Consider the following 14312-nt stretch of genomic DNA (forward strand, 5'->3'; position numbering starts at 1 on the left):
CGGACATGACCAGCACCGCGACCGCCGCGTCACCGATAGCCTCCCCGGCCTCCGGGTCCGAGGTCGAACTGCTCATCGGCGGGATGACCTGCGCCTCCTGCGCGGCCCGCATCGAGAAGAAGCTCAACCGCGTCGACGGCGTCACCGCGACGGTCAACTACGCGACGGAGAAGGCGAAGGTCAGTTATCCGGCCGGTATCGAGGTCGCCGATCTGATCTCGGTCGTGGTGAAGACCGGGTACACGGCCGAGGAACCCGCGCCCGTGGCTGTGGCCGTGGGTGTGTCGGAGGAGGAGCACGGCTCCCTGGATCCCGAGTTCGCGGGGCTGCGGCATCGGCTGCTCGTGTCCGTGGTGCTCGCCGCGCCCGTCGTGCTGCTCGCGATGGTGCCGTCGCTGCAGTTCGACAACTGGCAGTGGCTCTCGCTGACGCTCGCCGCGCCCGTGGTCGTGTGGGGCGGCGGGCCGCTGCACCAGGCCGCGTGGACGAATCTGCGGCACGGCGCGGCCACCATGGACACGCTGGTCTCCGTCGGCACGCTGGCCGCGCTCGGCTGGTCGCTGTGGGCGCTGTTCTTCGGCGACGCGGGCATGCCCGGCATGCGGCACCCCTTCGAACTCACCGTCTCCCGTACGGACGGCGCGTCGACGATCTATCTGGAGGTCGCCGCCGGCGTCACCGCGCTCATCCTGCTCGGCCGCTACCTGGAGGCCCGCTCCAAGCGGCGCGCGGGGGCGGCCCTGCGGGCGCTGATGGAGCTGGGCGCGAAGGACGTCGCCGTGCTGCGGGGCGGGAGGGAAGTGCGGGTTCCCGTCGACCGACTGGCGGTCGGGGAGCGGTTCGTCGTACGGCCCGGGGAGAAGGTCGCCACCGACGGGACGGTCGTGGAGGGCACGTCCGCCGTGGACGCCTCGATGCTGACCGGCGAGTCGGTGCCGGTGGACGTCGGGCCGGGCGACGCCGTCACCGGGGCGACCGTGAACGCGGGCGGCCGGCTGGTCGTCGAGGCCACCCGGATCGGCGCGGACACGCGGCTCGCGCGGATGGCGCGGCTGGTCGAGGAGGCGCAGACCGGCAAGGCGGAGGTGCAGCGGCTGGCCGACCGGATCTCCGGGATCTTCGTGCCGGTGGTGCTGCTGATCGCGCTCGCCACCTTCGGCGGCTGGCTCGGCGCGACGGGCGACACCGTCGCCGCGTTCACGGCGGCCGTCGCGGTCCTGATCATCGCCTGCCCGTGCGCGCTCGGGCTCGCCACGCCCACCGCGCTCATGGTCGGCACCGGGCGCGGCGCGCAACTCGGCATCCTCATCAAGGGCCCCGAGGTGCTGGAGTCCACGCGTCGCGTCGACACGGTCGTCCTCGACAAGACCGGGACCGTCACCACGGGACGTATGACGCTCCAGGACGTCCATGTCGTCGACGGGACCGACGAGCGGGAGCTGCTGCGGCTCGCGGGCGCGCTGGAGCACGCCTCCGAGCACCCGGTCGCGCGGGCGGTGGCGGCGGGCGCCGCGGAGCGGGTCGGCGAGCTGCCGGCCGTCGAACGGTTCGAGAACGTGCCCGGGCGGGGCGTACGGGGGCGTGTGGCGGGGCGTGAGGTGGCCGTGGGGCGGCTCTTCGACACCGTCCCGGACGCGTTGGCGCGGGCCAAGGACGAGGCCGAGCGGGGCGGTCGTACGGCTGTCCTCGTCGGGTGGGACGGAGCGGCGCGCGGAGTGCTCGCGGTCGCCGACGCGGTGAAGGAGAGCAGCGCGGAGGCGGTGCGGGAGCTGCGGGCGCTGGGGCTCACGCCGGTGCTGCTGACCGGGGACAACCGGGCGGTCGCGGAGGCGGTCGCGCGGGCCGTGGGGATCGACCGGGTGATCGCCGAGGTGCTGCCCGAGGACAAGGTCGCCGTCGTGCGGGAGCTCCAGGGCGAGGGGCGGGTCGTCGCGATGGTCGGGGACGGCGTCAACGACGCGGCGGCGCTCGCCACGGCCGATCTGGGGCTGGCCATGGGGACGGGGACGGACGCGGCGATCGAGGCGAGCGATCTGACGCTGGTGCGCGGGGATCTGCGGGTGGCGGCGGACGCGATCCGGCTGTCCCGGCGGACGCTGGCGACCATCAAGGGGAACCTGGTGTGGGCGTTCGGCTACAACGTGGCCGCGTTGCCGCTGGCCGCGGCCGGGCTGCTGAACCCGATGATCGCGGGCGCGGCGATGGCGTTCTCGTCGGTTTTCGTCGTGACCAACAGCCTGCGACTGCGGACCTTCAAGTAGGACCGGCATATTTTCAACTGAGACCGTGCCTTTGTCGGAGACCCCTGGAGTCCTGCGCGAGCCTCACATAAGCTCTTCACAAGGCTCGCGCATCATCCTTACGCTTGGGCCTCGATCGCCGTATCCGGTCTCTTGCGCATCTAACGGACATATGCAAGAGACACAGATCACAGTGATGGGAACGTAACCATCGAAGGGGCTCGAAGGTCTAAGTTGACGGTGTCAGGAAGCGTCTTGGGGGGCGTGACCTGACGTCTGGGGATGTCTTGGGGGACTTCCTCAGAGATGCGTTGCCGGGGCAGTACACCGGGAAGCTTTGAGCGGCCCTCCCAGCGTGGGCTGTCCCGGCAGATCGCACACGCGGTAGTACGGCGAGTTCTGCTCGTTCTGCTCAGCCGCGGGCACGACAACCGAAGATGGTTCACGTACAACCGAAAACGTACAACCGAAAACGTACAACCGAAAATGGTTACGAACAGCGAATTCAGGCGCTGTCCTCACAAACGCCCGGCCGGATCCCGTGGGGGGAATCCGTACCGGGACATGGGAAGGCGCCCTGGTCGTCGGCCCGTGGGGGGACCGCCGTCAGGGCGCCTTCCGTATGCCTCACATCTCGCAACATCTCGCACGAGCCGTATGCCGCACGCCTCATGCAGGCCGTATGCCGCCCGCCCAGGCAGTCGTCCTGCCTGGGCGATGGCGATGGCGGCTGCGACTACCGGCTCAGCGCTCCTCTACCGGGACGAAGTCGCGCTCGACGACGCCCGTGTAGATCTGGCGCGGGCGGCCGATGCGGGAACCCGGCTCCTTGATCATCTCGTGCCACTGGGCGATCCAGCCCGGGAGGCGGCCGAGGGCGAACAGGACCGTGAACATCTCGGTCGGGAAGCCCATGGCGCGGTAGATCAGGCCGGTGTAGAAGTCGACGTTGGGGTAGAGGTTGCGCGAGACGAAGTAGTCGTCCGAGAGCGCGTGCTCCTCCAGCTTCAGGGCGATGTCCAGCAGCTCGTCGGACTTGCCGAGGGCCGAGAGGACGTCGTGCGCCGCCGCCTTGATGATCTTCGCGCGCGGGTCGAAGGACTTGTACACCCGGTGGCCGAAGCCCATCAGGCGGACGCCTTCTTCCTTGTCCTTCACCTTGCGGATGAAGGAGTCGACGTCGCCGCCGTTGGCCTGGATGCCTTCCAGCATCTCCAGGACCGACTGGTTGGCGCCGCCGTGCAGCGGGCCCCACAGGGCGTTGATGCCGGCCGAGATCGACGCGAACATGTTCGCCTGGGACGAGCCGACGAGGCGGACCGTGGACGTGGAGCAGTTCTGCTCGTGGTCCGCGTGCAGGATCAGCAGCTTGTCGAGCGCGGAGACGACGACCGGGTCGAGGTCGTACTCCTGCGCCGGCACCGAGAACGTCATGCGCAGGAAGTTCTCGACGTAGCCGAGGTCGTTGCGCGGGTAGACGAACGGGTGGCCGATCGACTTCTTGTACGCGTACGCCGCGATCGTGGGCAGCTTGGCGAGCAGCCGGATCGTGGAGAGGTTGCGCTGCTTCTCGTCGAACGGGTTGTGGCTGTCCTGGTAGAACGTGGACAGCGCCGACACGACCGACGACAGCATGGCCATCGGGTGCGCGTCGCGCGGGAAGCCGCGGTAGAAGTTCTTGACGTCCTCGTGCAGCAGGGTGTGCTGCGTGATGTCGTTCTTGAAGACGGTGAGCTCGTCGACGGTCGGCAGCTCGCCGTTGATCAGCAGGTAGGCGACCTCGAGGAAGGTCGAACGCTCGGCCAGTTGCTCGATCGGGTAGCCGCGGTACCGGAGGATGCCCTGCTCGCCGTCCAGGTAGGTGACGGCGGATTTATAGGCGGCGGTGTTGCCGTATCCGCTGTCCAGGGTCACCAGACCGGTCTGGGCGCGGAGCTTCCCGATGTCGAAGCCCTTGTCGCCGACGGTGCTGTCGATCACCGGGTAGGTGAACTCTTCGCCGCCGAACCGCAGTACTACAGAGTTGTCGCTCACGTCATCCCTCACCGACGTTGTGCCTCTTCTTCGAGGTTGCCCTGACTGTCTCTACCATCCCCCATTTGGCGCAGGAGAGTGCACTCGGGGTCGACCATTGGGCCCATTGGCGGCACTCAGTGCCGCCAACTAGCTCATCCTGCCGCCTTCGTCACGGTGGGGGAAGTCCCCTGTGACCTTTGTGACTCATTTGATCGATCATTTTTTGTGGTCACCCACCATTGACCGACCCCACCCATCACTCGCCGATCAGCTTCCCCGCCCCGCTCCACGCCCGCTCCACACCCGCATCGCCCGCTTCACCAAACGCCCCACCACCCGCTTCACTGCCGCGCGAGCCGGAAATCGAGGGCTGTGCAGCGGCGGCCCGCCGACACCGTGCGCACCGCCTGGCCGATCGCCTTGCGAGAGCCGACGAGCACGACGAGCTTCTTCGCGCGGGTCACGGCCGTATACAAAAGGTTCCGCTGGAGCATCATCCATGCTCCCGTGGTGACGGGGATCACCACTGCGGGATATTCACTCCCCTGTGAACGGTGGATCGTCACCGCGTACGCGTGGGCCAGTTCGTCCAGCTCGTCGAAGTCGTACGGAACCTCCTCGTCCTCGTCCGTCAGGACCGTGAGGCGCTGGTCGACCGGGTCGAGCGAGGTGACCACGCCGACGGTGCCGTTGAAGACGCCGTTCTTCCCCTTGTCGTAATTGTTGCGGATCTGGGTGACCTTGTCGCCGACGCGGAAGACCCGGCCGCCGAACCGCTTCTCGGGGAGGTCGGGGCGGCCGGGGGTGACGGCCTGCTGGAGCAGGCCGTTGAGGGCGCCGGCGCCGGCCGGGCCGCGGTGCATGGGGGCCAGGACCTGCACGTCACGGCGCGGGTCGAGGCCGAACCTGGCCGGGATGCGGCGGGCGGCCACGTCCACCGTGAGGCGGCCGGCCTCCTCCGTGTCGTCCTCGACGAAGAGGAAGAAGTCCTTCATGCCGTCGGTGAGCGGGTGCTGCCCGGCGTTGATCCGGTGCGCGTTGGTCACCACGCCGGACTGCTGGGCCTGGCGGAACACGCGCGTGAGGCGCACGGCCGGGACGGGGCTGTCGGCGGCGAGCAGATCGCGCAGCACCTCGCCCGCGCCGACGCTGGGGAGCTGGTCGACGTCCCCGACGAAGAGCAGGTGCGCGCCCGGCGGCACGGCCTTGACCAGCTTGTTGGCGAGGAGCAGGTCCAGCATCGACGCCTCGTCGACGACGACCAGGTCGGCGTCCAGCGGGCGGTCCCGGTCGTAGGCCGCGTCGCCGCCGGGCTTGAGCTCCAGCAGGCGGTGGACGGTGGAGGCCTCGGCGCCGGTCAGCTCGGCCAGGCGTTTGGCGGCGCGGCCGGTGGGAGCGGCGAGGACGACCTTGGCCTTCCGCGCGCGGGCCAGCTCCACGATCGAGCGCACGGTGAACGACTTGCCGCAGCCGGGGCCGCCGGTGAGCACGGCGACCTTCTCGGTCAACGCCAGCTTGACGGCGGCCTCCTGCTCGGGCGCCAGCTCGGCCTTCGTACGGGACTTCAGCCAGGTCAGCGCCTTGTCCCAGGCCACGTCCCGGAAGGCCGGCATACGGTCCTCGCCGGTGCGCAGCAGACGCGTGAGCTGGGCGGCCAGGGACAGTTCGGCGCGGTGGAAGGGGACCAGGTAGACGGCCGTGACGGGGTCGCCGCCGTCGGCCGCCGGGACCTTCTCGCGGACGACCCCAGGGTCGTCCTCGCCCTCCTCCGGCGGCGTCGCGAGGTCGGCGAGGCACTCGATGACGAGGCCGGTGTCGACCTGGAGCAGCTTCACCGCGTCGGCGATCAGGCGCTCCTCGGGGAGGTAGCAGTGGCCCTGGTCGGTGGCCTGGGACAGCGCGTACTGCAGGCCCGCCTTGACGCGCTCCGGGCTGTCGTGCGGGATGCCGACGGACTGGGCGATCTTGTCCGCGGTGAGGAAGCCGATGCCCCAGACGTCGGCGGCGAGGCGGTACGGCTGGTTCTTGACCACCGAGATCGAGGCGTCGCCGTACTTCTTGTAGATGCGCACGGCGATGGACGTGGACACCTCGACGGTCTGGAGGAAGAGCATGACCTCCTTGATCGCCTTCTGCTCCTCCCAGGCGTCGGCGATCTTCTTGGTGCGCTTCGGGCCGAGGCCCGGCACCTCGATGAGGCGCTTCGGCTCCTCCTCGATGACGGTGAGGGTGTCCATGCCGAAGTGCTGCGTGATGCGGTCGGCGAAGACCGGGCCGATGCCCTTGACCAGGCCGGATCCCAGGTAGCGGCGGATGCCCTGGACGGTGGCGGGCAGCACGGTCGTGTAGTTCTCCACGGTGAACTGCTTGCCGTACTGGGGGTGCGAGCCCCAGCGGCCCTCCATCCGCAGGGACTCCCCCACCTGCGCGCCGAGCAGCGCGCCGACGACCGTGAGGAGGTCGCCGGCGCCTCTGCCGGTGTCCACGCGGGCGACCGTGTAGCCGTTGTCCTCGTTCGCGTACGTGATGCGTTCGAGCACGCCTTCCAGCGTGGCCAGTTGGCGCTCTCCCGCCCCTGGGGCGGCCCCCGTCTGTTGGGACATGATCCGACGGTACCGCCCGGCACTGACACCGCTCCGGGTCAGTCCTGCGGTCAGTCCTGCGCGATCGTCACGCAGGTGCCGACCACATAGCCGGTGACGCCGCTCCTGGTGACCTTGACCCAGCGCTTGCTGACGATGTCGCACTTCTCGTACGAGGCGGTGCCGTAGTACATCGTGCAGGACGCCGACGCGCTCTGACCCTTGTTGAGCTGAGCGAGGGCCGTACCGCTGGTGCTCGTCGTGGACCGGATGACCACGGTCTCGAGAGCCTTGGCCGTGCAGCTCGCCGCGGCTGCGGGGGTGGCGACGACGAACGAGGTCCCGACCAGGGCCGCCGCCCCTATGGACCCACCGAGTATCCGACCTGCGCGCATATCTGTTTCTCCCCTGTTGGTTGACCGTCGGTCGACTCTTGCGTTGGCTTCGGATTGACCGGTCCCTGGCGCGGGCATGTCATCCGATGCCTGTAGAGGCAGCCTAGATCCACCCGCGGCTCCGTTCATCACGATCCGGTTTCAGCCACGCCGGAGGCTTGATTTACCTCCGTGTAATCGATTCCAATCCTTCGTACACGTCGATGTAATCGATTCCATGCGTGTCCATGCGTGTCCATGCGTATCCACGAGGAGGTGGGCCGGCGATGGCGAGCATCAAGGACGTCGCTGCCGCGGCGGGGGTCTCCGTCGCCACGGTGTCGCGCGTCCTGAACGAGCATCCGTCGGTCAGCGCCGACGCACGCGCACGCGTGCTGGCCGCCGTCCAGGCGCTGGGCTACCGCCCGAACGCCGTCGCCCGGTCGCTGCGCACCGACCAGACCCGCACCCTCGGCCTGGTCATCAGCGATGTGATGAACCCGTACTTCACCGAGCTGGCCCGGTCCGTCGAGGAGGCGGCCAGGGCGCTCGGCTACAGCGTGATCATCGGGAACGCCGACGAGCGCCCCGACCTCCAGGACCACCACGTACGGACGCTGCTGGACCGCCGTATCGACGGGCTCCTGGTGTCCCCCACGGACGGCGGCTCGCCGCTGATGCTGGACGCCGCGCGCGGGGGGACGCCGATGGTGTTCGTCGACCGGTGGATCCCGGGCCTGGACGTGCCGGTGGTCCGGGCGGACGGCCGCGCGGCGGTACGGGACCTGGTAGCGCATCTGCACGGGCTGGGGCATCGCAGGCTCGCCATCATCGCGGGCCCGGCGGCCACCACGACCGGCAGCGAGCGCGTGGAGGCCTTCCGCGCCGCCATGGCCGAGTACGGGCTGCCCCTGCCGGACGCCTACATCGGGCAGGGCGACTTCCAGGCCGAGAGCGGGCGCCGGGTCACCGAGGGCTTCCTCGACCTGCCCGCGCCGCCCGAGGTCGTCTTCGCGGCCGACAACCTGATGGCACTGGGTGCGCTGGACGCCGTACGCGCGCGTGGGCTGCGTGTTCCGGACGATCTCGCGCTCGCCGCGTTCGACGACATCCCGTGGTTCGTGCACACCGATCCGCCGGTCACCGCGATCGCCCAGCCGACCGGCGAGTTGGGGCGGGCCGCGGTGCGGGCGCTGGTCGACCGGATCGAGGGGCGGCCCCCGCGGTCCGTCACCTTCGCCGCCCGGCTCGTGGTGCGCCGCTCGTGCGGCGAGCCGCCGGCTGCCTCGACCGAGCCGCCCCACGAGCCGTCCCCCGAACCCTCCCCCGAGCCGTTCCCCGTGACGAACAGGAGTGAGTCGTGAGCAGCGTGGACGAGTTGCTGCGCATCGAAGGCATCCGCAAGACCTTCCCCGGGGTGGTCGCGCTCGACGGCGTCGACTTCGACCTGCGCCAAGGCGAGGTGCATGTGCTGCTCGGTGAGAACGGCGCGGGCAAGAGCACCCTCATCAAGATGCTCTCCGGCGCCTACACGCCCGACGCCGGGCGGATCCTGGCCGGCGGCGAGGAGGTGCGCATCCATGGCGCGCAGGACTCCGAGCGCCTCGGGATCGCCACGATCTACCAGGAGTTCAACCTCGTCCCCGATCTGACGGTCGCCGAGAACATCTTCCTGGGACGGCAGCCGCGCCGCTTCGGGATGATCGACCGCAAGCGGATGGAGGCCGAGGCCGCCGTCCTGCTGGAGCGGGTCGGGGTGAACGTGTCGCCACGCGCGCGCGTGCGTGAACTCGGCATCGCGTGGCTCCAGATGGTCGAGATCGCCAAGGCGCTGAGCCTGGACGCGCGCGTGCTGATCATGGACGAGCCGACGGCCGTGCTGACCTCCGAGGAGGTCGAGAAGCTCTTCGGCATCGTGCGCAGGCTGCGCGAGGACGGCGTCGGCATCGTCTTCATCACGCATCACCTGGAGGAGATCGCCGCCCTAGGTGACCGGGTCACGGTCATCCGGGACGGGAAGTCCGTCGGCCAGGTGCCCGCCAGCACGCCCGAGGACGAGCTCGTACGGCTCATGGTGGGCCGTTCCATCGAGCAGCAGTACCCGAGGGAGCGCGCAGAGGCGGGCGCCGCGCTGCTGTCCGTCGAGGGGCTGACGCGGGACGGCGTCTTCCACGACGTCAGCTTCGAGGTGCGCGCCGGTGAGGTGGTGGGCGTCGCGGGGCTGGTCGGCGCGGGTCGTACCGAAGTCGTACGGGCCGTCTTCGGGGCGGACCCCTACGACCGGGGAGCCGTGCGGGTCGGGGGCGAGCGGCTGCGCGGGTACGACGTCAGCGCGGCGATGGCCGCCGGGATCGGGCTGGTGCCCGAGGACCGCAAGGGTCAGGGGCTGGTGCTCGACCAGTCGGTCGAGGAGAACCTCGGGCTCGTGACCATGCGGGCCGCGACCCGGGGCGGGGTCGTCGACCTCAAGGGCCAGCACGTCGCCGCCGCGCGGATCGCCGAGCAGCTCGGCGTGCGGATGGCCGGGCTCGGCCAGCAGGTGCGCACCCTGTCCGGCGGCAACCAGCAGAAGGTCGTCATCGGCAAGTGGCTGCTGGCCGACACCAAGGTGCTGATCCTCGACGAGCCGACGCGCGGGATAGACGTCGGCGCGAAGGTCGAGATCTACCAGTTGATCAATGAACTGACGGCCGCCGGGGCCGCCGTCCTGATGATCTCCAGCGATCTGCCCGAGGTGCTCGGCATGAGCGACCGGGTGCTGGTGATGGCCCAGGGGCGGATCGCCGGCGAGCTGCCGGCGGGCCAGGCCACGCAGGACTCCGTGATGGCACTCGCCGTCAGCACACCGACCCAGGCAACTACCGCTGTGGAGGGCCACCGTGGCCACTGAGACGCATCTGAGCACGACGGGCGCGAGTGGCGTCTCCGGGATCCGCAGGCTCCTGCTCGACAACGGCGCGCTGAGCGCGCTCATCGTCCTCGTCATCGCCATGTCGGCGTTGTCGGGCGACTTCCTGACCACCGACAACCTGCTGAACGTGGGCGTCCAGGCGGCCGTGACGGCCATCCTCGCCTTCGGCGTGACCTTCGTGATCGTCTCGGCGGGCATCGACCTGTCGGTCGGCTCGGTGGCGGCGCTGTCGGCCACCGTGCTGGCGTGGAGCGCGACGCAGCAGGGCGTGCCGGTGGCCATAGCCGTGGTCCTGGCCGTCGTCACGGGTGTCGCGGCCGGTCTGGTGAACGGTTTCCTCATCGCGTACGGGAAGCTGCCGCCGTTCATCGCGACGCTCGCGATGTTGTCGGTGGCGCGTGGTCTGTCGCTGGTGATCTCCGAGGGCTCGCCGATCGCCTTCCCCGACTCGGTCTCGCACCTGGGGGACACGCTCGGCGGCTGGCTGCCGGTGCCGGTGCTGGTCATGGTCGTGATGGGGCTGATCGCGGCGTTCGTGCTCGGCCGGACCTACATCGGCCGTTCGATGTACGCCATCGGCGGCAACGAGGAGGCGGCCCGGCTGTCGGGGCTGCGGGTGAAGCGGCAGAAGCTCGCGATCTACGCGCTGTCCGGTGTGTTCGCCGCCGCGGCGGGCGTCGTGCTCGCCTCCCGGCTGTCCTCGGCGCAGCCGCAGGCGGCCGACGGCTACGAACTGGACGCGATCGCGGCGGTCGTCATCGGCGGGGCGTCCCTCGCGGGGGGTACGGGCAAGGCGTCGGGGACCCTGATCGGCGCGCTGATCCTGGCGGTGCTGCGCAACGGCCTCAACCTGCTGTCCGTGTCCGCGTTCTGGCAGCAGGTCGTCATCGGTGTCGTCATCGCGCTGGCCGTGCTGCTGGACACCGTGCGGCGCAAGGCGGGGTCGTCGCCGGGGGCGGCGGGTGCCGGGGGCGGCTTCGGCGGCGCTCTCGGCGGCGGCAAGGGGAAGCAGGCGGCGACGTACGGGCTGGCGGCGGTGGTGACCGTGGCGATCGTCGGCGCGACCTCCTTCCTGCACGGCGGTACTTCGGCGACGGCGAACCCGAAGGTCGGGCTCGCGCTGTCCACGCTCAACAACCCGTTCTTCGTGCAGATCCAGTCGGGCGCGAAGGCGGAGGCGAAGAAGCTGGGCGTGGACCTGACGGTCACCGACGCGCAGAACGACGCCTCCCAGCAAGCCAACCAGTTGCAGAACTTCACCAGTTCCGGCTTCGACTCGATCATCGTCAACCCGGTGGACTCGGACGCGGCGAGCAACTCCGTGAACGCCGCCGACCAGGCGAAGATCCCGGTCGTCGCGGTCGACCGGGGCGTCAACAAGGCCGCCGTGGCCGCGCTGGTCGCCTCCGACAACGTGGCGGGCGGTGTGCTGGCGGCGCGGACGGTCGCCGAGAAGCTGGGCGGCAGCGGCAAGATCGTGATCCTCCAGGGGCAGGCCGGTACGTCGGCGGCGCGGGAGCGGGCGGAAGGGTTCGCCAAGGGGCTGAAGGCCTACCCGGGCATCCAGGTCCTGGCCCAGCAGCCGGCCGACTTCGACCGCACCAAGGGGCTCGACGTGATGGCGAACCTGCTCCAGGCCCACCCGGACGTCCAGGGCGTCATCGCCGCCAACGACGAGATGGCGCTCGGCGCGATCAAGGCGCTGGGCGCGAAGGCGGGCACGTCCGTCCAGGTCATCGGGTTCGACGGCACCCCGGACGGGCTGACGGCCGTCAAGAACGGCACGTTGTACGCGTCCGTGGCGCAGCAGCCGTCGGAACTGGGCCGGATCGCCGTGCGGAACGCGCTGGACGCGCTGCAAGGCAAGAAGGTCGAGGAGACGGTGAAGGTGCCGGTGAAGGTGGTCACCAAGGGGAACGTGGCCGGTTTCAGCGGCTGACACATGTGACACCTGACTGGCAACCGATAACCGGTAACTGGCAATGGGTTGCTGACAATTGGCATCGGCGAGGAGTGCTTCATGTACGACTACGACCTGCTGGTCGTAGGGTCGGCCAACGCCGACCTGGTGATCGACGTCGAGCGGCGTCCGGGTGCCGGTGAGACGGTTCTGGGCGGCGACCTGGCCGTCCACCCCGGCGGCAAGGGCGCGAACCAGGCCGTCGCGGCGGCCCGCCTCGGGGCCCGTACGGCCCTGCTGGCGCGGGTCGGCGACGACGCGTACGGCCGGCTGCTGCTCGACTCGCAGCGGGCGGCCGGGGTCGACACGGTGGGAGTGCTGGTGGGCGGGGCGCCGACCGGGATCGCGCTGATCACCGTGGACCCGTCGGGCGACAACAGCATCGTGGTGTCGCCGGGCGCGAACGGGCGTCTGACGCCGGTGGACGTACGGGCCGCCGCCAGTCTCTTCCGCACCTCCCGGGTGGTGTCGGCCCAGTTGGAGATTCCGTTGGAGACGGTCGTGGAGGTCGTACGGAGTCTGGCGCCGGGCAGCCGCTTCGTGCTGAACCCGTCGCCGCCGCGCCCGTTGCCGGCCGAAGTGCTGGCGGCGTGCGACCCGTTGATCGTCAACGAGCATGAGGCGCGGGTGATTCTGGGCGAGGCCGGGGCGGGTGACCAACCCAAGGACTGGGCACGGGCGTTGCTCGCGAAGGGACCCAAGTCGGTGGTCGTGACGCTGGGTTCGGAGGGTGCGTTGGTGGCGTCGGCGGAGGGGGTCGCGCGGGTGGCGTCGGTGCGGGTGGACGCCGTGGACACGACGGGCGCGGGCGACTCCTTCACGGCGGCACTGGCGTGGAAGCTGGGCACGGGGTCGTCCCTGGCCGAGGCGGCGGCGTACGCGGCGCGGGTCGGGGCGGCGGCGGTGACGCGACGGGGGGCGCAGGAGTCGTTCCCGACGGTTGAGGAGGTGGCCGCACTATGAAGAAGGGCGGGATTCTCAACCGTCATCTCTCCGGGGCGCTGGCCGAGTTGGGGCACGGGGACGGGGTGCTGGTGTGTGACGCCGGTATGCCGATACCGGACGGTCCCCGGGTCGTGGACCTCGCGTTCCGGGCGGGGGTGCCGTCGTTCGCGGAGGTGGTCGAGGGGCTGCTCGCCGAGCTGGTCGTGGAGGGCGCGACGGCGGCGGCGGAGGTCCGGGAGGCGAATCCGGCGGCGGCCGAACTGCTGGCGGGGCACTTCGCGGAGCTGACGTTCGTCTCGCACGAGGAGTTGAAGAGGCTGTCGGCGGGGGCGCGGCTGGTGGTGCGCACGGGTGAGGCACGGCCGTACGCGAACGTACTGCTGCGGTGCGGGGTGTTCTTCTGATCCCGTCCCGATCCGCACCCTGAGACTTCACAGGATGTGCGGCGCTCCGTTCGGTGGCAGGGTCGGTGACCGTGGCAATCGAACGGAGGAACCGATGCAGATGTCACGGCCATCGAGGTCAGGATCGCTGCGGTCACGGCTGTTGAAGTCGCGGTTCGGGGCGGCGGCCGTCGCGGGGGCGGCCACCGCCCTGCTCGTCGGAGCCGGTGTGCTCGCGGCCTCGCCCGCGCAGGCCGCGCCGCGCGCCTGTCCCGGCGCCGGGCCGGGCGACCCGGCCCGCTGCGCGCAGGTGATCGGCATCGACGCGGGCTCGGCCCTGGTGATGCGCACCGAGCCGCGCTACGGCGCGACGGCGGTGGCCCGCTACGGCAACGGGCAGTGGCTGGAGGTCGAGTGCTGGACCACCGGCGACCCGGACGCGGACGGCCACGGCTACCGCTACTGGATGCGGGTCTCCACCGCCAGTTCCTGGGGCTACGTCAACGACTGGTACCTGGACACCGGGGGCCCAGGTACTTGGAAGCAGCAGCTTCCGCACTGCTAGTGTCCTGAGTCGTTAGTTCGTTTGCGGTTGTAGGGTGGGGTGATGCCTGGTCCGAAGCCCTTGCCTCTGGAGCTGTCCGGTCACGAACGCCGGGTGCTGCGGGGCTGGTTGCGCAAGCAGACCGCGTCTCAGGCACTCGTACTGCGGGCGAGGATCGTGCTGGCGTGCGCGGACGGCCGGTCGAACGCGCGAGTCGCGGATGACCTGGGCATCTCGCGGGAGACGGTGCGTAAGTGGCGTTCCCGGTTCGCCGCGGACCGGCTGGAGGGCCTGGTGGACCGGCCGCGGTCGGGGGCGCCGCGGAAGATCACGGACGAGCAGGTCGAAGCCTTGGTC

11 protein-coding genes are annotated in these 14312 nt (G+C 70.3%); 8 read left to right on the plus strand and 3 right to left on the minus strand.

Features of this window, described 5'->3' with window-relative positions; all coding sequences use genetic code 11:
* Positions 1-5 precede the first annotated feature (5 nt).
* On the plus strand, positions 6-2261 hold the full coding sequence (locus tag BMZ82_RS37335) for a heavy metal translocating P-type ATPase (protein ID WP_093781850.1): 2256 nt from the start codon (positions 6-8) through the stop codon (positions 2259-2261).
* Between the two features lie 723 nt (positions 2262-2984).
* Here BMZ82_RS37335 and BMZ82_RS37340 read toward each other — a convergent pair.
* The 3 genes from BMZ82_RS37340 to BMZ82_RS37350 all read right to left on the minus strand — a co-directional run bounded on the left by BMZ82_RS37340 (position 2985) and on the right by BMZ82_RS37350 (position 7233).
* A complete protein-coding gene (locus BMZ82_RS37340; protein ID WP_093781851.1) occupies positions 2985-4274 on the minus strand; it encodes a citrate synthase in 1290 nt (429 codons plus the stop codon).
* 323 nt (positions 4275-4597) lie between these two features.
* A complete protein-coding gene (locus tag BMZ82_RS37345; protein ID WP_093781852.1) occupies positions 4598-6859 on the minus strand; it encodes an SF1B family DNA helicase RecD2 in 2262 nt (753 codons plus the stop codon).
* Positions 6860-6909: 50 nt separating this feature from the next.
* Complete coding sequence (locus tag BMZ82_RS37350; RefSeq protein WP_093781853.1) at positions 6910-7233, minus strand: hypothetical protein; 324 nt, start codon at positions 7231-7233, stop codon at positions 6910-6912.
* Positions 7234-7499: 266 nt separating this feature from the next.
* On the opposite strand from BMZ82_RS37350, the gene BMZ82_RS37355 reads away from it, so the two are divergent.
* The 7 genes from BMZ82_RS37355 to BMZ82_RS37385 form a co-directional block, all read left to right on the plus strand.
* On the plus strand, positions 7500-8576 hold the full coding sequence (locus BMZ82_RS37355; protein ID WP_093781854.1) for a LacI family DNA-binding transcriptional regulator: 1077 nt from the start codon (positions 7500-7502) through the stop codon (positions 8574-8576).
* Positions 8573-10102: a sugar ABC transporter ATP-binding protein gene (locus BMZ82_RS37360; RefSeq protein ID WP_093781855.1), complete on the plus strand. Its 1530-nt coding sequence runs from the start codon at positions 8573-8575 to the stop codon at positions 10100-10102. Before BMZ82_RS37355 ends, BMZ82_RS37360 begins: the two co-directional genes overlap by 4 nt.
* Entirely contained in the window at positions 10092-12062 is a 1971-nt protein-coding gene (locus BMZ82_RS37365) for an ABC transporter permease/substrate-binding protein (RefSeq protein WP_093781856.1), read from the plus strand. Before BMZ82_RS37360 ends, BMZ82_RS37365 begins: the two co-directional genes overlap by 11 nt.
* A gap of 81 nt (positions 12063-12143) precedes the next feature.
* Positions 12144-13046, plus strand: coding sequence for a ribokinase (locus BMZ82_RS37370; protein ID WP_093781857.1), 903 nt, complete (start codon positions 12144-12146; stop codon positions 13044-13046).
* The gene (rbsD, locus tag BMZ82_RS37375; protein ID WP_093781858.1) at positions 13043-13432 is read left to right on the plus strand and encodes a D-ribose pyranase; all 390 of its coding nucleotides are present in this window, start codon (positions 13043-13045) and stop codon (positions 13430-13432) included. Before BMZ82_RS37370 ends, rbsD begins: the two co-directional genes overlap by 4 nt.
* A gap of 142 nt (positions 13433-13574) precedes the next feature.
* Positions 13575-13976 (plus strand): SH3 domain-containing protein, encoded by a 402-nt coding sequence (locus BMZ82_RS37380; protein WP_093781859.1) that lies wholly within the window; start codon positions 13575-13577, stop codon positions 13974-13976.
* A 42-nt stretch (positions 13977-14018) separates the two neighbouring features.
* Positions 14019-14312 (plus strand): helix-turn-helix domain-containing protein (locus tag BMZ82_RS37385; protein WP_143098986.1); only part of this gene is annotated, 294 nt, incomplete at its 3' end.

The organism is Streptomyces sp. yr375 (genome assembly GCF_900110755.1).
Classification (GTDB): domain Bacteria; phylum Actinomycetota; class Actinomycetes; order Streptomycetales; family Streptomycetaceae; genus Streptomyces.

Excerpts from the sequence above, each read along its gene's own strand:
- BMZ82_RS37355 (WP_093781854.1), top strand. The coding sequence starts at position 7,500 with ATGGCGAGCATCAAGGACGTCGCTGCCGCGGCGGGGGTCTCCGTCGCC.
- BMZ82_RS37370 (WP_093781857.1), top strand. The coding sequence starts at position 12,144 with ATGTACGACTACGACCTGCTGGTCGTAGGGTCGGCCAACGCCGACCTG.
- rbsD (WP_093781858.1), top strand. The coding sequence starts at position 13,043 with ATGAAGAAGGGCGGGATTCTCAACCGTCATCTCTCCGGGGCGCTGGCC.
- BMZ82_RS37350 (WP_093781853.1), bottom strand. The coding sequence starts at position 7,233 with ATGCGCGCAGGTCGGATACTCGGTGGGTCCATAGGGGCGGCGGCCCTG.
- BMZ82_RS37345 (WP_093781852.1), bottom strand. The coding sequence starts at position 6,859 with ATGTCCCAACAGACGGGGGCCGCCCCAGGGGCGGGAGAGCGCCAACTG.
- BMZ82_RS37335 (WP_093781850.1), top strand. The coding sequence starts at position 6 with ATGACCAGCACCGCGACCGCCGCGTCACCGATAGCCTCCCCGGCCTCC.